The organism is Porphyromonas sp. COT-052 OH4946 (assembly GCF_000765965.1).
Taxonomy (GTDB): domain Bacteria; phylum Bacteroidota; class Bacteroidia; order Bacteroidales; family Porphyromonadaceae; genus Porphyromonas; species Porphyromonas gulae.
This window is the reverse complement of record NZ_JQZY01000027.1, coordinates 84868-104033: the sequence shown is the minus strand read 5'-3', so window position 1 is coordinate 104033 and position 19166 is coordinate 84868. Positions and strand designations below refer to the sequence as shown.

The 19166-nt window shown below is 49.8% G+C and carries 16 protein-coding genes and 1 tRNA gene; 4 read left to right on the top strand and 13 right to left on the bottom strand.

What is annotated here, in order from left to right; translation table 11 throughout:
• Positions 1–12: 12 nt before the first annotated feature.
• From HQ50_RS09300 to HQ50_RS12250, 5 genes are all read right to left on the bottom strand, one after another.
• Entirely contained in the window at positions 13–744 is a 732-nt protein-coding gene (locus tag HQ50_RS09300; RefSeq protein WP_039430007.1) for a B3/4 domain-containing protein, read from the bottom strand.
• A complete protein-coding gene (gene obgE, locus HQ50_RS09295; protein WP_039430004.1) occupies positions 710–1894 on the bottom strand; it encodes a GTPase ObgE in 1185 nt (394 codons plus the stop codon). The genes HQ50_RS09300 and obgE overlap by 35 nt, the downstream gene beginning before the upstream one ends.
• 9 nt (positions 1895–1903) lie before the next feature.
• The gene (locus HQ50_RS09290) at positions 1904–2488 is read right to left on the bottom strand and encodes an adenylate kinase (protein ID WP_039418526.1); all 585 of its coding nucleotides are present in this window, start codon (positions 2486–2488) and stop codon (positions 1904–1906) included.
• A complete protein-coding gene (locus HQ50_RS09285; protein WP_039430001.1) occupies positions 2489–3025 on the bottom strand; it encodes a phosphoribosyltransferase in 537 nt (178 codons plus the stop codon).
• 157 nt (positions 3026–3182) lie between these two features.
• Complete coding sequence (locus tag HQ50_RS12250; RefSeq protein ID WP_230587235.1) at positions 3183–3251, bottom strand: DUF1661 domain-containing protein; 69 nt, start codon at positions 3249–3251, stop codon at positions 3183–3185.
• On the opposite strand from HQ50_RS12250, the gene HQ50_RS11535 reads away from it, so the two are divergent.
• The 4 genes from HQ50_RS11535 (at position 3220) to HQ50_RS09270 (ending at position 8875) form a co-directional block, all read left to right on the top strand.
• A complete protein-coding gene (locus tag HQ50_RS11535; protein ID WP_152566931.1) occupies positions 3220–3393 on the top strand; it encodes a DUF1661 domain-containing protein in 174 nt (57 codons plus the stop codon). The genes HQ50_RS12250 and HQ50_RS11535 overlap by 32 nt on opposite strands.
• Before the next feature lie 242 nt (positions 3394–3635).
• A complete protein-coding gene (locus HQ50_RS09280; protein ID WP_196247331.1) occupies positions 3636–5603 on the top strand; it encodes a fructose-1,6-bisphosphatase in 1968 nt (655 codons plus the stop codon).
• 166 nt (positions 5604–5769) lie between these two features.
• Positions 5770–8124: a transglycosylase domain-containing protein gene (locus tag HQ50_RS09275; protein ID WP_018964396.1), complete on the top strand. Its 2355-nt coding sequence runs from the start codon at positions 5770–5772 to the stop codon at positions 8122–8124.
• A 40-nt stretch (positions 8125–8164) separates the two neighbouring features.
• Positions 8165–8875 (top strand): Bax inhibitor-1/YccA family protein, encoded by a 711-nt coding sequence (locus HQ50_RS09270; protein ID WP_026292076.1) that lies wholly within the window; start codon positions 8165–8167, stop codon positions 8873–8875.
• Between the two features lie 96 nt (positions 8876–8971).
• Here the strand turns inward: HQ50_RS09270 and leuS are convergent, their stop codons facing one another.
• From leuS to HQ50_RS09230, 8 genes are all read right to left on the bottom strand, one after another.
• Complete coding sequence (leuS, locus tag HQ50_RS09265; RefSeq protein ID WP_039429998.1) at positions 8972–11749, bottom strand: leucine--tRNA ligase; 2778 nt, start codon at positions 11747–11749, stop codon at positions 8972–8974.
• A gap of 98 nt (positions 11750–11847) precedes the next feature.
• Positions 11848–11920 (bottom strand) — tRNA-Gly (locus tag HQ50_RS09260).
• A gap of 65 nt (positions 11921–11985) precedes the next feature.
• Complete coding sequence (locus HQ50_RS09255) at positions 11986–13545, bottom strand: NAD(P)/FAD-dependent oxidoreductase (RefSeq protein WP_039429995.1); 1560 nt, start codon at positions 13543–13545, stop codon at positions 11986–11988.
• Between the two features lie 5 nt (positions 13546–13550).
• A complete protein-coding gene (locus tag HQ50_RS09250) occupies positions 13551–14981 on the bottom strand; it encodes a CCA tRNA nucleotidyltransferase (RefSeq protein ID WP_039421258.1) in 1431 nt (476 codons plus the stop codon).
• Between the two features lie 41 nt (positions 14982–15022).
• Positions 15023–15613 (bottom strand): four helix bundle suffix domain-containing protein, encoded by a 591-nt coding sequence (locus HQ50_RS09245; protein WP_039418516.1) that lies wholly within the window; start codon positions 15611–15613, stop codon positions 15023–15025.
• 156 nt (positions 15614–15769) lie between these two features.
• The gene (gene lpdA, locus HQ50_RS09240) at positions 15770–17119 is read right to left on the bottom strand and encodes a dihydrolipoyl dehydrogenase (protein WP_039429993.1); all 1350 of its coding nucleotides are present in this window, start codon (positions 17117–17119) and stop codon (positions 15770–15772) included.
• Between the two features lie 3 nt (positions 17120–17122).
• A complete protein-coding gene (gene nagB, locus HQ50_RS09235; RefSeq protein WP_039429989.1) occupies positions 17123–17914 on the bottom strand; it encodes a glucosamine-6-phosphate deaminase in 792 nt (263 codons plus the stop codon).
• A 37-nt stretch (positions 17915–17951) separates the two neighbouring features.
• Positions 17952–19160, bottom strand: a complete 1209-nt coding sequence (locus HQ50_RS09230; protein ID WP_039429986.1) for an FprA family A-type flavoprotein — start codon at positions 19158–19160, stop codon at positions 17952–17954.
• Positions 19161–19166 lie beyond the last annotated feature (6 nt).

The following is a 19166-nucleotide window of genomic DNA, read 5'->3' as shown; positions in this document are numbered from 1 at the left end:
GCCTGCGGGCGGTCAATGCGGAATAGTCAAAAATACCGGATCGGCACCATCTTCGGCACTGACGATCTGTGTATTTATGTCCGAAGCACCGGCATAAAGCTTGAGCAAGCGCACTGCTTCGGCAATAGCTTCTTGGAGGCAGTCCGAATGAGTCCGGTCTACACCGAAATCATTGATGAAAATAAGCGTGTTCCTCGTGCTGTCGTCCACGCTCGTTCGTTCGTGGTCGCTGGTCGGAGTGGCAAAGGCTCCGTTCTCATCACGATAGACGGGCAAGCCTTCGATATTCAATTCGCCACGGCCGATCCCGACAAAAGATTCGTCCGTATGTCCCACACTGAAGACAATGTCAGAGCCTACCTTGTCGCAGTCGAACACCCCGATGGAGTATCCTGTGCGAAGCGATAAGAGGTTGCCGATGTCCACCAAAGCGTTGATGTAATAAAGTCCCAGTCCGCGCACCACGCGCCGGGACAGCTGTTCGGCCGATGGCCTGTAGCGGTTAGGATCCTTGCCGGTACGCTTGTAGCAGTTGCGTGTGGCAGCTATGGGGGGAATCTCTTTGATGGCCGATAGCTCGCAGGTCTGCACCAGCCGATCGGCCTCGCTGTTCATTTCGTCTATCAGAGCAGACGGCGACAGTCCTCCGCCGACTTTTGCAGAGATCACCCCTACGCGAAAAGCCGGGCAATGATGCTGAATGGTACCGTCAAAGCTGATCCGGTGTGTCGTCTCCTTCGTCATCGTATTCGATCTCCAAATCAAAATCAATGTCGTCGAGATCTTCTTCCTCCTCTTCGTCTTCCATCGGTGTCGGGAACAAATCGTCCTCCTCATCCCATGTAAGGCTCGTCAGATCGAGAGCTTGGCGGACTATGCTATCCGGTTCGTGGAGGGTCTCGCTGCTAAGCTCTCGCCACAGGGTATCTTTCAGTTCTTCCAGTCTCTGTTGCGCTACGGCAGAAATGAAAACCACGGGCAACCCTGTCGGCAGCTCCTCCCGAAGCATCTCGCACAGCTCATCGTCGATGAGGTCGCACTTCGTTATGGCCAGCACTTTGCGCTTTTGTGCCAACTCTTCGTTGTATGCCACCAGTTCCCGACTGAGGATCTCGTATTCCTTGGCGATGTTGTCCGTATCGGCCGGAATCATGAAGAGGAGCAAAGCGTTCCTTTCGATATGCCGTAGGAAACGCAGCCCCAGACCTTTTCCTGCTGAAGCCCCTTCAATAATGCCCGGGATGTCCGCCATCACAAAGGATCGCTTGTCCCGATAAGCTACGATACCGAGATTAGGCTCCAGCGTAGTAAAAGGATAGTTGGCGATCTTCGGCTTTGCAGCAGTCAGCACGGATAGCAGTGTCGATTTGCCGGCATTGGGAAATCCGACCAGACCGACATCGGCCAGCATCTTGAGCTGCATGATCACCATACGCTCCTGTGCCGGCTCGCCCGGTTGGGCATAGCGTGGTGCCTGATTGGTAGCAGTCTTGAAAAAGGTGTTGCCGTGCCCGCCTCGTCCTCCTTGGAGGAGCATCACCTGCTGCCCGTGTTCGGTAATGTCTGTGATGAACTCACCCGTATCGGCATCGTAAACAGCCGTCCCACAGGGGACTTCTATGATACGATCCTCTCCGTTGGCTCCGGTACTTCGTTTGGCTCCGCCGCTATGTCCATTCGTAGCCATGATATGACGGTCATAGCGCAGGTGCAGCAGTGTCCAATAGTTCCGATTGCCACGGAGAAAGACGTGTCCGCCACGGCCTCCATCACCTCCGTCGGGGCCACCCTTGGGAATGTACTTCTCCCTGCGGAAGTGCGTAGAGCCTCTCCCTCCTTTGCCCGAACGGCAATATATCTTGACGTAATCAACAAAATTGGACTCTGCTGCCATACGATGGATTTAGTTGGAGACTTTGCAGAACTTGTCCACAATGGGGCTGATACGCAAGGCGATCTCTTCTATCGTCCCCGTACCTACCACGTTGTGCAGTACATTCTTCCGGGTATAGAAATCTACCAATGGTGCAGTCTCATCGGCATATACTTCCAGACGCCTGCGAATGGTATCGATATTGTCGTCCGATCGGCCGCTGATCTTTCCTCTGTTCAGGAGGCGTTCGATGAGCATTTCCTCGGGTACTTGCAGATTCAGCACTATGTCCACCTTCCATCCATGACGTGCGAGCATCGTCTCCATGGCTTCTGCTTGGGGGATGGTACGCGGAAATCCGTCGAAAATAATTCCCTCGGCACCGGCCAGAGTGCTGATGAGCTTTTCCATCATATCTACGATCAGACTGTCCGGCACGAGGTGCCCTTCATTGATGTAGCCGGCTGCTGCTTGGCCCAGTTCGGTCTGGGCCTTAATCTCGGCACGAAGCAACTCTCCGGTAGAAATATGCCGGAATCCATATCGACGGATCAGCTCTTCGCTTTGGGTGCCCTTACCGGAACCGGGGGCACCGAAGATAAGTACGTTTAGCATCTATTCTTTTATTTTATAGATGTCCTGGTACATGCGTCCCAGATCATCATAGTCAAGGCCGTGTCCTACGATAAAGTCATTGCCGATCTCCAGACCCACGTAATCGGTATGGATGTCGCATTTGAGTGCAGCGGGTTTGGTCAGCATGGCTGCTATGCGTACCTCTTTGGCCCCGAGTTCGTAGAATTTCTCCTTTACGCAACTCATCGTATAGCCCGAGTCGATCAGATCTTCTACGATGACCACCGTCCTCCCACGCATATCGGTTGTCACGGGCATAATCTCTTTGAGTACGAATGTGCTCTGCGTACCGCAATAGCTGGAGTAGCGTGCGAAATCCACTTGATAGCTCTCGTCGAGAGCCTGCATCAGTTCGGCCGCAAACATAAACGAGCCGTTCATGATACAGACGAATAGGGGGTTGTCCCCATGCAGATCCCGTTTGATCTCGGCAGCCATCCTCTTAATGGCTTCATGTATGCGAGTCGCCGGAATGTAAATCTCAAACTCTTTGTCTTTCAGTTTGACTGTTCTCATTTGTCGCAATGACTTTATTGTGCGTGCAAATATAGCCATTTTGCATAGGGCAGCTATAGAAACGGCTCGGCTTATTATATGTGTATAAAAGTATGCGTTTGGGATGATCTCCCTAATCTCGTGTCCTAATAGTTTACACTCCGAAATTTTTATGTTTCTACCTCCTAAAAACGTGGCGCGAGAATTTTTTCGCTGTGGCGCGAGAAGTAAAAAAAATACGCGCCACAGCGAAAAAGTTGCGGTTCCACTTTTTCAGAAAACACGCACCGCAATCGGAGCGTTTTCGGTTCGTGTTTTTATATCGGCAGGTTATGGACATGTACCTGCAAGGGCGATATGCGCTGCCGAAAGCAGGCCGGATCAGATAAAAACAGCTGCCACATATGCTACACTCCGGTTCGTTTATATAAGTCAGAGGCAGGTTCTTTCCCGTTGATTTCTAATGGCATAATGGCGACTTTTTCTCTGTGGAGAGGTTCTTGGACGGAATGGAAATAACCGTGAATTTTCCCGAAAAGAGTCGGTTGCATGGAAAAGTCTGTACCTTTGGAAGAATTATAAACCAAAAATTTTGCACCACATGGCTAACGATAAGACGCAGACCGTGCAGATGCTCAAGCACGATTTGGATTATTTGGAATTGCTTTCGGAGAGCTTTCCGACTGCGACGGAGGTGGCTACGGAGATCATCAATCTCGAAGCTATATTGAATCTGCCTAAAGGAACAGAACACTTTCTGGCAGATATTCACGGCGAATATGAAGCCTTTATTCATGTGCTCAAAAATGCATCCGGCAGTATTCGCAGAAAGGTGGACGAAGTCTTCGGCGGTCAGTTGCGCCAAAATCAGAAGCGAGAGCTGTGCACCCTGATCTATTATCCTCGCGAGAAACTCGAACTCGTGAAGCAAAGCGATGAACGGATGGAGGACTGGTACATGGTCACGCTGAATCAGCTGATCAAAGTGTGCCAGAAAGCCGCGGAAAAGTACACTCGCTCCAAGGTACGCAAGACCCTTCCTCCCAAGTACAGCTATATCATTCAGGAGCTGCTCCACGAAGATGGTGTCAATCCCAACAAATCGGCTTATATCAGCAGCATCTTTTCCTCTATAATATCCACCGGACGCGCCGATGACTTTATTATCGCCATCAGCGAGACCATCCAGCGGCTGGTCATCGACCATCTGCACGTAGTAGGGGATGTCTTCGATCGTGGCCCCGGAGCACATATCATCATGGATGCCCTTATGAAGTATCATCATTTCGATATCCAGTGGGGCAATCATGATATGCTCTGGATGGGAGCTGCCGTGGGCAATGCCTCCTGTATGGCCAATGTGGTGCGTATAGCACTGCGCTACGCCAATTTGGATACATTGGAGAGCGGGTACGGCATCAACCTTTTGCCCCTGGCACGTTTTGCCATGGATACCTATGCGGACGATCCCTGTACCGTGTTCAAGCCCAAACTGGCTCAGGCCGACCAGACGTATGATGACAAGAGTGTCTATCTGATCAGTCAGATGCACAAAGCCATATCTGTGATTCAGTTCAAGCTGGAGCACCAGATCATAGCCCGTCATCCGGAGTACAAGATGGACGATCGGGATTTGTTCCATCTGGTGAACTTCACCGATGGTACCATCAAGCTGTCGAGTGGCGTATATCCGATGCTGGATATGAACTTCCCGACCGTGGATCCGGCCGATCCGTATGCGCTGACAGAGCAGGAGCAGAATATCGTAGATCGGCTGATGGGCTGTTTTATGCGGAGTGAAAAGCTGCAAAACCATCTCAAATGTCTCTATCGTCACGGCAGTATGTACCTGACGTATAATATGAATCTGCTCTACCACGCTTCCATCCCTCTGAACAAGGATAAGTCGCTCAAGAAGGTACGGGTAGGGGACAAGACCTATGCCGGACGCGAATTGCTCGACAAGGTGGAAGAGATGATCCGTACCGCGTATGTGGCTCCCGAGAAAAGCGATCAGAAACTTGCGGCTGTGGACTACATGTGGTATCTCTGGTGCGGACCGGACTCTCCTCTTTTCGACAAGGCTATGATGACTACTTTCGAGCGTTACTTCATCGAAGATAAGGCTACGCATCATGAGGAAAAGGGTTACTACTACGTTTATCGTCAGGAGAAAGCCGTTTGTGAGATGATCCTCAAAGAGTTTGGACTCGAAGGTCCCGATACGCATATTATCAATGGGCACGTGCCGGTGAAGGCCAAGAAAGGGGAGCTTCCTATCGGGGCTGAAGGCAAACTGATGTTGATAGATGGCGGATTCAGCAAGGCATATCAGTCAAGTACGGGGATCGCCGGCTATACGCTGATATTCAACTCTCAGGGACTGCATCTTGTGCAGCACGAACCGTTTAGCTCCACACGCAAGGCTATCGAAGAGATGGAGGACATCAAGAGTATTACGGTGGTACGTGAGGTCACATCCCATCGTATGCTGGTGAAGGATACGGACAATGGCCGCTTGCTGAGCAAACAGGTCGAAAACCTCAAAAAGCTCCTTCAGGCGTACAGTTACGGACTGATCAAGGAACGGAAAAAATAGTCGGAAGAGACAAAGAGTGGCTCTAATCTCGGATTGGATCGGAGGGGGATGATGGATATGCCATTCCTCTTCCATTCTCCCGATTGGCCGACTACTTCAGATAATGATAATGATTAGGAGCAGCAGCATCTGCGCCCGATATTTCTAATTCATAGATAATACGACGTTGAGTAAACTAACCAATAAGATCGTCCGGATACTCTGGACCGTCTTCATTGCCGGTTGGGCTGTTATCGGCATTCTGTTTCTGCTCATTGCTACCGGTATGATCGGCTATATGCCGCCTATCGAGCATTTGCAGAATCCTATCGACAAGTACGCATCGCAGCTTATTTCTGCCGATGGGAAGGTGTTCGGTTCTTACGCCCATAGCGGTGACAACCGGATATATACCGGATACAACGAGATTTCCCCCAATCTGATCAAGGCTCTCATCGCTACGGAGGATGTTCGCTTCCGGAAGCATTCGGGGATAGACAGCAAAGGTCTGTTCCGTGCCGTGGTCAAACGCGGTATCCTCAATCAAAAAAGCGGTGGAGGGGGCAGTACCATTACCCAGCAATTGGCCAAACTCCTGTATTCGCCACGGACGGAGACCAAACTCGGACGTCTCTTCCAGAAGCCGATCGAGTGGGTTATTGCCGTGAAGCTGGAGCGTTTTTATACGAAGGAGGAGATCATCACCATGTATCTCAACTACTTCGACTTCCTGTACAATGCCGTTGGGATTAAGTCTGCGGCTTATACCTACTTCGGCAAGCAGCCGGCTGATTTGAAGATAGAGGAGGCTGCCGTTCTGGTCGGTATGTGCAAGAATCCGGCTTATTATAATCCCGTTTTGCATGGCGAGGTGGAACGTTGCCGAGGACGGCGCAATATCGTTTTGGAGCAGATGTACAAGGCCAAGTATCTGACAAAAGCGGAGCGCGATTCGCTCCAAAAGCTTCCATTGGTTACATCATTTCATCGGATCACGCATCGCGATGGCGAGGCTCCTTATTTCAGGGAGCGTCTGAGGCAAGTACTTATGGCCAAAAAGCCTGAGCGCAAAAATTATTTGGCTTGGCAGGACGATCAGTATCGTGCCGATTCCATTGCTTGGGAGACGGATCCTGTATATGGCTGGTGCAATAAGAATAAGAAGGCTGACGGCTCCAACTATAACATCTATACCGATGGTCTCAAGATCTATACGACCATAGATCTGAGGATGCAGCAGTATGCGGAAGAGGCTGTGGCCAAGCAGATGAAAGAGGTATTGCAGCCGATATTCGACAAAGAAAAGAGAGGACGTTCGTACGCTCCTTTTTCCAGAGATATTACTTCGGACGAGCAGCAAAGTATTTTGCTCCGAGCTATGAAGCAAACCGACCGCTGGCGAGAGATGAAGAAAGCCGGTATATCGGAGTCCGAAATCCGTGCTTCTTTCAACAAGAAACGAAAGATGCAGGTTTGGAATTGGCGAGGAACGATCGATACGGTAATGTCGCCGCTCGACTCCATCAAGTATCTCAAGGGAATCCTGCGAACAGGATTCATGGCCATGAATCCGCACAACGGACATATAAAGGCGTATGTGGGAGGAATCAATTTCCGCAATTTCCAGTATGATATGGTTAGTCAAGGGCGTCGTCAGGTGGGATCAACCATCAAACCATTCCTCTACTCCCTTTCCATGCTCGAAGGAATATCGCCATGCGATGAGATGCTCCATGTATCCCAGACCTTATTCACCGAATCCGGAAAAGCTTGGACACCGAAGAATGTGGGTGCCAGACGGACGGGCGAAATGGTCAGTATCAAATGGGGACTGCAGAACTCTTCCAACTGGGTTACGGCCTATCTGATGGGACGTACCTCTCCCTACACTTTTGTCCGCCTATTGAGGTCTTACGGCCTGAGCGGATATTTGGAGCCCAGCCTCTCTATCTGTTTGGGTACGCCGGACGTTTCGGTGCAGGAGATGGTGAGTGCCTATACCACCTTTGTCAATAAGGGTATTCGGGTGAATCCCCTGCCCATAACGCGAATAGAGGATCAGTATGGGAATGTGGTGGCTCAGTTCTCACCGAATATGGTGGAAGTGCTTCCGACCGATGCCGCATATAAGATGCTCTATATGCTGAAGTCCGTGGTCGATGGCGGTACCGGTAGCAGACTAAGGTATCGCTACGGATTCAAACTCGATATGGGAGGAAAGACGGGTACCACACAGAATAACAGTGATGGTTGGTTCGTGGGCTTTACTCCTTCTCTCGTGGCCGGCTGTTGGGTCGGTGGCGAGGATCGGTCTGTGCATTTCGACTCCATGTCGCACGGACAGGGGGCAGCTTCTGCCTTGCCTATCTTCGCCGAATTCCTCAAGCGTGTATATGCCGATCCTAAGCTGGGGTATACTTTGGAAGAGAAGTTCGATTTCCCAAAGGATTTCCAGCCGTGCATGATGGATCAGGATGTAGAGTATTTCGATGCGGGAGGCGGTGAAGTAGTAGAACCTTTGCCTGAAATCCTTGTTGAATAACCATAGAAAATATAATCACTAAAGCAAATAACGAAACGCTATGAACTTTAACGAATTGCGCAACTCATCCACTGTCTATGTGGATAGCACGCTCCAAACGACAACTATGCGCCATGTCTTTACTTGGATGTTTGGTGCTCTCGGTATCACAGCTCTTACAGCCATGCTTGTAGCTAAGAGTTCGTTGATATATACGATGATAATGAATCCCGGTTTGCTGTGGGGATTGATCATTGCAGAGTTGGCCTTGGTCTTTATACTCTCGGCACGTATCGGTAAGATGTCATTCTTCACTGCTTCTCTTCTGTTTACGATCTATTCGATTCTGAATGGGGTGACGCTCAGCAGTATTTTTATCGTGTACACAATGACGAGCATAGCGGCCACCTTCTTTATCACAGCCGGCATGTTCGGCGCGATGGCTCTGTGGGGATATTTCACGAAAAAGGATTTGAGCAAGTGGGGTAGTATCTTCTTTATGCTGCTGATCGGTCTGATTCTGGCTACTGTCGTGAATCTGTTCCTCCGCTCGAATGCTATGGGCTTTATCATCTCTATTCTTGGAGTTATCATCTTTACAGGTCTTACCGCTTTCGATGTGAACAAAATCAAGCAGATGCTGGCGCAAATGCAAGGATTCGAAGAGGGAGATGTAGCTCGCAAAGTAGCCCTGATGGGAGCCCTGACGCTCTATCTCGACTTCATCAATCTCTTCCTCTATCTGCTTCGCTTCTTCGGCCGAAGGGACTAAAGAGCTGAACAGAAAAGACAGAAACAGCAATAAAAAGCCCTGCCAACTCAGATCGTTGGCAGGGCTTTTTATTGGGAATAATTTAGTAGATAGTCGTTATACAACGACATTGACGATTCTTCCCGGGACTACAATGACTTTTTTCGGACTCTTGCCTTCGAGCCAACGTGCTGCTTCGGGAGCAGAAAGGGCTGCTAGCTCTACATCCTCTTTGCTCATATCTGCCGGCAGTTCGATATTGAAGCGAACTTTGCCATTGAAGCTCACCGGATAGCGTACACAGCTCTCCACCAGATACTCTTCATTGTATTCAGGCCAAGCTGCGGTTACGATACTGCCTTCCGCTCCCAGTTCCTGCCATAGCCACTCGGTGATATGCGGTGCAAAGGGAGAGAGTACTGTCAGCAGCGGGCATAGTATGGCACGAGAAGTGGTTTTGGCTGCTGTCAGCTCGTTTATGCAGATCATGAAAGCGGGTACCGAAGTATTGAAAGAAAAAGATTCGATATCCTGTCCTACCTTCTTGATGAGCTTGTGCAAGCTCTTCAGCTCCTCTTTCGTCGGAGGCGTATCTGTAACGCGTATGCCGTCGGCACCGTAGTACAAAGCCCAGAACTTTTTCAAAAAGCGGTGTACACCATCGATACCATTCGTATCCCAAGGCTTGCTTTGCTCCAGCGGCCCGAGGAACATTTCGTAGAGTCGCAGAGTATCGGCTCCATAACGAGCAATAATATCATCGGGATTGACGACGTTGAACATGGACTTACTCATCTTCTCAATAGCCCATCCGCAGATGTACTTGCCTTCTTCAAGGATAAACTCAGCCGAAGCGTACTCCGGACGCCATGCGCGGAAACGGTCTATGTCGAGCTGATCGTTCGATACGATATTGACATCTACATGGAGTGGAGTCACCTCATATTGCTCGCGCAGTCCGTAGCTGACGAATGTGTTGGTATTCTTGATCCGATAGACGAAGTTGGAGCGTCCTTGGATCATTCCCTGATTCACCAGCTTGCGGAAAGGTTCGGCTTCGCATACGATACCGAGGTCAAAGAGGAATTTGTTCCAGAAGCGGCTGTAAATCAGGTGTCCTGTAGCGTGCTCCGTCCCACCGATGTATAGATCGACGTGACGCCAATATTCATTCGCTGATCGGCTGACGAGTGCAGTATCGTTTTGCGGATCCATATACCGCAGATAGTAAGCGCTGCTACCGGCAAATCCGGGCATTGTGCTCAGTTCGTATGGATAACCTTCGGCTGTATGCCAGCCGGTAGCTCTTCCAAGGGGCGGTTCACCATTTTCCGTAGGAAGGAATTTATCTACCTCCGGCAATCGGAGTGGCAGTCGATCCTCATCCAGCGCATAAGGCATACCCTCTTTGTAATAGATGGGGAAAGGTTCCCCCCAATAACGCTGGCGGCTGAAGATAGCATCGCGCAGACGGTAGTTCACCTTCACGCGGCCTAATTGCTTTTCTCTGATATACTCCTTGGTGCGAGCTATGGCATCTTCTACCGAAAGGCCATTCAGGAAATCGGAATTGACCATTATACCGCTCTTACTGTCTTTGGCATCCTCCCATGTGGCAGGATCGGTAGAAGCTTCTCCCTCGGGTATCACAACTTGGACGATGGGAAGATCGAAATGGCGCGCAAAGGCAAAGTCGCGTGTGTCATGAGCCGGCACAGCCATAATGGCTCCTGTGCCATATCCAGCCAATACGTAATCGCTGATCCAAATAGGAATTTCCTTACCGGTAAGAGGATTGATGGCATAACTGCCGGAGAAAACTCCTGAGACTCGTTTGTCGGATATTCGCTCACGCTCTGTTCGTCGCTTTGTTTCTGTCAGATAAGTCTCTACAGCAGTGCGTTGCTCCTCTGTCGTTACTTCCTCAACCAATTCGCTCTCAGTAGCCAATACCATAAACGTGACGCCGAATATTGTGTCGGCTCTGGTAGTAAAAATCGTAAATGTGCAATCCTTACCAGCCAGACGGAACTCCATTTCGGCTCCTTCGGATCGTCCGATCCAATTGCGCTGTGTCTCTTTCAACGATTCAGTCCAATCCAGTGTCTCAAGATCATGCAGCAAACGCTCGGCATAGGCCGATACACGCAGACACCACTGGCGCATCTTCTTTTGCTCCACGGGGTGTCCACCGCGCTCGCTTACTCCGTCCTTGACTTCGTCGTTAGCCAATACGGTACCGAGGGCCGGACACCAATTGACCATCGTGTTACCCAAATAAGCCAGACGGTAATTCATGAGTATCTCTTGTTGTTCTTTTTCGCTCATGGCTGTCCACTCCTCCGCAGTAAAATGGACTCCTTCGCTGCATGCCACATCGAGACCTCCATTGCCTTGTCGGGCAAAAACTTCAATCAGCTCGCTTATCGGTCGTGCCTGCTGTGCTTGATTGCAGTAGTACGAGTCGAACATCTTTAGGAAGGCCCACTGCGTCCATTTGTAATAATTCGGATCACAAGTACGAATCTCGCGTTCCCAATCGTACGAAAAGCCGATTTTGTCCAGCTGCTCACGATAGCGAGCTGTATTTTCTTCTGTTGTTTTTTCGGGGTGTTGGCCGGTTTGGATGGCATATTGTTCGGCAGGTAGGCCGAATGCATCATATCCCATCGGATGCAATACATTGAATCCACGCAAACGCTTATAGCGCGAAAAAATATCGGAGGCTATATAACCAAGTGGATGCCCTACGTGCAGTCCTGCTCCGGAAGGATACGGAAACATGTCGAGCACGTAGAAAGGTTTTTTACTCGTGTCTTCCGTAACGCGGTAAACCTTGTCTTTGCGCCACTGTTCCTGCACACGCTTTTCTATTTCCTGAAAGTTATATTCCATAATCCCTTATCTCTTCGATCGATTAACTACTATTTTTCTTGGAGCAATATCGAAAAAAGGCAGTCAGCAAACGCGCTAACTGCCTTATTTTCAGTTTGAGCGGTAGGCGAGGCTCGAACTCGTGACCCTCAGCTTGGGAAGCTGATGCTCTACCAACTGAGCTACTACCGCGGTTGGAATGCGACAAAAGTAATCATTAGATATAATATCCGCAAGGAAATTTGCAGTATGAGATTCTATCCCAGATAGGAGGCAACACCTTCGGCACAGCGTTCTCCATCCATTGCTGCCGATACGATGCCGCCTGCATAGCCTGCTCCTTCTCCACAGGGAAAAAGCCCTCGGATTAGAGGATGTTCGCAAGAGGTTGATTCGCGCAGGATACGTACGGGAGAGGATGTGCGACTCTCCAATGCTATCAGCTGGGCTTCCGAAGTGAGGAATCCTTTCGTCTGTTTGTCGAATAGTTGGAAAGCTTTCTGCATCCTCTTTGTAATAAAGGAGGGAAGCCATTCGTCCAAACGTGAGGGTGTGAGTCCCATGCTGTAGGATGATTTGGGCAGATCGACAGAGCTTCGGCCTGATAGGAAATCCGTCATTCGTTGAGCCGGTGCTCGCAGGCTGCATCTTGCCTGTGTCCAACTCTCGCCTTCCAAGCGTTCTATCCAATTCATAAGAGCCAAGGGATCATCCGTAGGAGTGGAAAGTACGTCTTCAGGATGAATCTCCACCACTAAGCCGGAGTTTGCCCATCGGGAACCTCTGTTGGCCGGTGACATACCATTCACTACTGTCTGATCCGGTGCAGTGGATGCCGGTACGACGAATCCTCCCGGACACATGCAGAAGCTATAGACACCGCGTCCCTCCACCTGAGCCGTATAGGTATATTCTGCCGGTGGCAGGTAGAGTCCGCGCCCCTTAGGGTTGTGGTAGCGTAGTTGGTCGATCAGAGCCTGTGGATGCTCCAGCCGGACACCGACAGCCGTTCCTTTTGCTTCCAGTCGAATGCCGTTTCGATGAAGATAGCGATAGATGTCGCGTGCGGAATGTCCCGTCGCCAGGATAACAGGACCGCAGTATTCACGACCTTCACTGTCTCTTGCTCCCATGACTTGACCGTTATGTATGATCAGACTTTCCATTCGGCAACTGAAGTGAACCTCTCCTCCGGCTAACAATATTTGGTGTCGAATGTTTTCTATCACTTTGGGTAGCCGGTCGGTGCCGATATGTGGATGCGCATCGATCAGGATAGAAGGTTGTGCTCCGTGCTTGCAGAGAATACGTAGTATTTTGGTTACATCTCCGCGCTTCTTACTACGTGTATATAATTTACCGTCAGAAAAAGCTCCAGCACCGCCTTCGCCAAATCCGTAATTGGATTCGGGATCTACGTGCCTCTCTTTGGGAATGCGGGCAATGTCTGCTTTTCTCTCGTGTACGGACTTGCCTCGCTCCAGAATAATAGGTCTCAGACCAAGCTCGATGAGCCGGAGTGCTGCGAAAAGACCTGCCGGACCTGCTCCTACTACAATGACAGCGGTTTTCCCTTCTACTGAAGGATAGATCAAATCTGAAAAATCGTCTTCAACCGGAGATTCCGAACCGCTATAGACTTCCAAACCCAAATTGACGTATACCTGTCGCTGGCGAGCGTCAATACTACGGCGTCTGATTATTATGGTATGTATGTCGGTCGGATCTGTTTTTGTCTGTCTTGCTACATATTTGCGCAGTATTTGTTCGTTAGCAGCCTCTTCGGGGCGCAGTCGCAGGTCTATACGCTGTGGCATGATGCTTAGTTTTTGGGGTGAAGACCGAGAGAGGTAGCCTTTTCGATCATAAAAGCACGGGCGGCTTCATAATCATTGGGGATGACACCATCGAGTATAGCCTCTTTGATCGCCTCCTTGATGGTGCCAACGTGGCGCGAAGGCTTTAGACCGAATGTCTGCATAATCTCTTCGCCGGAGATCGGTGGTTGGAAGTTGCGGACGTGGTCTTTCTCTTCTATTTCTTTAAACTTATGACGTACCAAAGCATAGTTGTCTATATACTTGCGCACCTTATCGGGATTCTTGCTTGTAATGTCAGCTTCGCATAGCATCATCAGATCATCTATGTCATCACCGGCTTCGAAGAGCAGACGGCGAACCGCAGAATCCGTAACTCCTTCGTCTACCAGAGTTGCCGGACGCATGTGTAGATCTACCAGTTTCTGTACGTATTTGAGTTTTGCATCGAGAGGAAGTCGGAGTCGTTTGAAAAGAGAGGGTAGCATCTTGGCTCCAACAAAGTTATGATTGTGAAATGTCCACTGTCCCCCAACAAACTTTTTAGTGCGTGGTTTGCCTATGTCGTGTAGCAATGCTGCCCACCTGAGCCAAAGACTATCGCTGTGTCGAGCCAAGTTGTCCACCACCTTATAAGTATGAGTGAGATTGTCCTTGTGCCCGATACCATCACGCGTTTCCGCTCCTTTGAGGGCTAAGAGTTCGGGAAAAACATATTCCATCAGTCCCGTCTGTTCAAACAGAGAAAGACCGATAGAAGGGCGAGGTGAGAGCATGATTTTATTCAGTTCTTCTATTACTCGTTCGGCAGATACAGCTTCTTTGATCCGGTGAGCATTCCGTTGTATAGCCTCGAAGTCGCGTGGCAGGATGGTGAAGCCCGGTAGCTGGGATGCAAAGCGGATGGCACGCATCATTCGAAGAGGATCATCACTGAAAGTAATATCCGGATCAAGGGGTGTGCAGAGGAGCATATCATCCATGTCGCACAGGCCGTCGAACATATCCACCAGATCACCGAAACGATCGCTATTGAGGCATACGGCAAGGGCATTGATGGTGAAATCGCGACGACGCAAATCATCCTCCAGCGTACCATCTTCGACTATCGGCTTACGACTATCGTGTCGGTAGCTTTCCTTACGGGCACCCACAAATTCTATCTCCAGATCACCATGCTTTACTTGAGCGGTACCAAAATTGGCGAAAACAGATAGGTGAGTCTTTCGTCCCAGCTTCTTGGTTACAACTTTAGCCAGATCGATACCGCGTCCTACGGCTACTATGTCGATATCTTTGGAAGGACGATTCAAGAATATATCTCGTACATATCCACCCACGACATAGGTTTCCAGTCCCAACTGATCTGCCGCTTCTGCGATAAGACGGAATATCGGGATATCGATTTTACTAAGAATTAACTCTTTGTCTGTCATCAAAAATCAAGGAGTGATTGGCCAACAAAGGTACGCACTTGTTATTGAGTTTTCTGATTACTCTGACAACTCTGATTGTTTTGGTTGCTTCTGTATTGCTTCCTTACGGCTGTCATTTGCTCTCGGATACCACCTTGCTCTATAAATCGTTTCTGCAGCGATTCTAACAGCCGATATAGCATGTAGTTGGCCTGATGGATGAGTGTGATGCAGAGATTTGCGAGTTCTTCATCCGTAAGGCGTATCATCAAAGAAGAGTATTCTTCCAATAGCTGAGGACTGCGCGCATAGTTACGCATAGATCCATAGCGTGGATGGCTCTTGGTCCATAGAACTCTCTTCCTGACTCGAAGGTAATCTTCATAGTCGAGTAGTAATTCTTCGAGGCTGGCTTTGGCTACGTTGGTCAGTTTGATTTCTGTTTCGGCCGATGTGGTAGAAGCTGCATTGCCTTCTGCGATATTTTGTTTGCCGGAGCGCGCTGCTTGTATCATCTGATCTATGGTTCGATCGGACTTGCTCAAATACGTGTGGGCAAAGTGATATGTGAGATCATAGACGACCTCAACGACCCTATAGACACGTAGTCGGCGATACGATCCATGCCGAGGCAGGAAGGAGGTAACTGACATGCTGTATTTTGTTGTTTTTTCGGTGTTGTCTGAATACTCTGAATACTCGGAGTACTCCGAATACTCTGAAAGAGATTAGAGGAAAAAGTCCGTGCAATCAGCAAAAACTGCACGGACTTTTATATCTGATTCCCTAAGAGAGAGGCAGAACGGCTATCAACCTCCGGCGAGGGTTTCTTTTAGGATTTCGCCTACAGTCGGGTGAGGGAATATGACTCGTTCGATTTGTCGATCTGTCATGCCGGTTTCGATGGCCATGGCTGCGGTTACGATGAGCTCGCCGGCCGGATTGCCAATGAGGTGTGCTCCGATCAAGCGGTTCTCTTCATCAAGTAGTAGTTTGCACTCTCCATTACCTTGTTCGTTTTCGGCTACGAATCGGCCGGAGAAGGCCATTGGAAGGCGACGAACAGTATAGGTGCGTCCTGCTTTGCGAAGCGATTCTTCCGTCTCTCCCACACCGGCGACTTCGGGATTGGTGTACACCACACCCGGTACGGCGCGGTAGCTCATCGTTTCGTCTGTTTTGCCCAAAATCTGATCTACTGCTACCTCTGCTTCTCGTACAGCCGTGTGTGCCAAAAGCGAGAAGCCCGTAATATCACCTGCAGCATAGACATTGGGTAAGGACGTTTGCATCCTTTTGTTAGTCTTTACGCCTTTGCCGGCAAGCTCCAATCCGAGCGACTCGAATCCTTGCAGTACGGGGCGGCGTCCTACACTCATCAGGATACGTTCTCCTTCGATTTCCTTCGTTTCTCCTTCGTATTCTACCGTAACAGCTCCGTTGCGAACAGAAGTTACCTTGTGTCCGAGATAGAACTTGATTCCCTCTTTTTCATAGAGAGCGCGGAGCATGGCTGCATGTTCGGGGTCAATGCCATTGAGTATTTCGGGCAGCATTTCCACCACATGCACTTGCGTACCGATACCGTTGAAAAAAGAGGCGAACTCCATCCCGATAACTCCTCCACCAATGATGACGAGAGAGGTCGGAATCTCTTTGTTCTGAAGTGCTTCTCGATTCGTCCAATACTCTGTCTGTTCCACTCCGGGAATGGGCGGAATAAACGTCTCCGAACCGGTACATAGTAGCAGGTTGGCAGCTTCGTACCGTGCCTCGCCCGCAGTAATGCCGATGATGCCGTCTGCATCGCGTCCCGTTACGGTAGCTTCTGCCGACGCCATCTCTACTCCGGCCTCTGTCAGGCGTGAACGGATGCCGGCAGTCAGCTTGCGAATAATCTTGCCTTTTCGGGCAATCACCTTGCCGAGGTCGAGGCCATCAGCTGCTCCACTTACTGCATATTTAGATGCCGTAGCCATTTGATGTAGCACTTTGGCTGAGTAGAGTAGCGTCTTGGTCGGTATACATCCTTCGTTGAGGCATACACCACCGAGAGCATTCTTCTCAATTAGGAGGGTTTTCAGGCCACCTTTGGCAGCACGTTCGGCAGCCGTATAACCGGCCGGTCCTCCACCGATGATAGCTAAGTCGTAGCGCATAGTTTATAGATTGTTGCGTTCGATATCCTTAAAGTAGTTGTACGTACCCACTTTCAGCTCCACACAGGCAGCTTCGTCGCAGACGATGATGCTGTGACGATGGAGTTGCAGGGCAGTGATCGTCCACATTTGGCTGACTGCACCTTCCACAGCTTCGCGAAGAGCACGGGCTTTGGTATGTCCATTTACGAGGATCATTACTTCCCGTGCATCCATAATTGTTCCCACACCTACAGTAAGAGCACGTTTGGGTACAAGGTTCGTATCGTTGTCGAAAAAGCGACAGTTAGCCAGTACGGTATCTGTAGTTAGCGTCTTGATACGTGTGCGAGAGACAAGAGAAGACCCCGGCTCATTGAATGCAATATGTCCGTCAGGTCCTATCCCGCCGATGAAAAGGTCTATGCCTCCGGCAGCCTCGATAGCTCTCTCGTATGCATCGCACTCGGCCGTCAGGTCAGGGGCATTGCCATTGAGAATATGGATGTTCTGAGGCAGGATGTCGATATGGTCGAACAAATGCCGGTGCATGAATGAATGATAGCTCTCCGGATGCTCTGTAGCAAGGCCTACGTATTCATCCATATTGAAGGTGATTACGTGGCGGAAAGATACGCGTCCTTCTTTACATGCTTTGACCAGCTCTCTATACATCCCTATCGGTGAAGAACCTGTCGGTAGACCGAGCACAAACGGTTTCTCGGCTGTAGGAGCTGCTTTACGGATACGCTCGATGACGTAGTCGGCTGCCCATTTGGAGAGCTTGTCGTAATCCGGCTCTATGATTAATCTCATTGTAAGATTGGGTTAGTCCAGTAGTGGATATGATATATTACTGACGATCAGCTTTCAGGTGTTCGGCTATCTTATTGCCAAGCTCCCAACCCTTCTCGTACAGTTCGTCTGTGGTAGACATTTTTTGTTCCAAAGGTTCGCCTATCATTTCCCAGCCCATTTCTTCTGCAAAGGGAACTATCTTCTTCACTGCCTGACCGGCCCATGTGAATGAACCGAATACGCTCAGATAGCGATCCTTTACCTCACGAAGGCGGATCATCTCCATGATGTTTTTGATCGGAGAGAAGATCTCATTGCTGTATGTGGGGCTGCCGATTATCACAGCCTTGTACTTGAAGATGTCGCGCAGGATGTTCGATGCGGGACTGAAAGCTACATTGTGGCACACAACGTTGCGGATACCACCGGCGGCGATGCCCTGTGCGATCGTATCTGCCAATACTTCCGTATTGCCGTACATAGTGCCGTAGAGAATCACTGCACCTTCCTCGGCTTCGTAGCGGCTCATTCGATCGTATAGATCGAAGGCTTCAGAGAAGTGTGCCGGTGTCCAAACGGGGCCGTGCGTAGAGCATATATATTGAACAGGCAGATTGGCTTCCTTGAACTTGGTGAGTACTTTCTGTACAAAGCTACCGTACTTACCTACGATACAAGCGTAGTAGCGGTACATCTCCTCCCAGCGGAAAGAAAGATCCATATCCTTGTCAAATATATGTCCGTCCAGTGTACCGAACGTACCGAAAGCATCGGCCGAGAACAAGACTTGTTGGGTAGGCAGGTAGGTGAACATTACTTCCGGCCAGTGTACCATCGGAGCGAAAATGAAAGTAAGTTCATTTTTACCGAGAGAGATCTTGTCGCCTTCCTTCACTTCCAGCAGTCCTTCCGTAATGTGGTGGTAACCTTCGAGCATGCCGTGAGTCTTCTTGTTACCCACGATTTGCATATTGGGGTAGCGTTGGCGCAGCAGACCTATCGAGCCACTGTGGTCCGGTTCCATATGATCAACGATAAGATAGTCGATGGGGCGTCCTTTGAGGACGGTGTCCAATTTCTTGAAGAAAATCTCCGAGTAGCATACATCTACTGTATCGATGAGAGCTACTTTTTCGTCTACAACGAGATACGAGTTGTACGACACGCCATATGGCAACGGCCACATATTCTCGAAGAGACTCTTCGAGCGGTCGTTTACGCCCACGTAATAAACGGAGTCTGTTACTTGAGGAACCTGATACATCATATT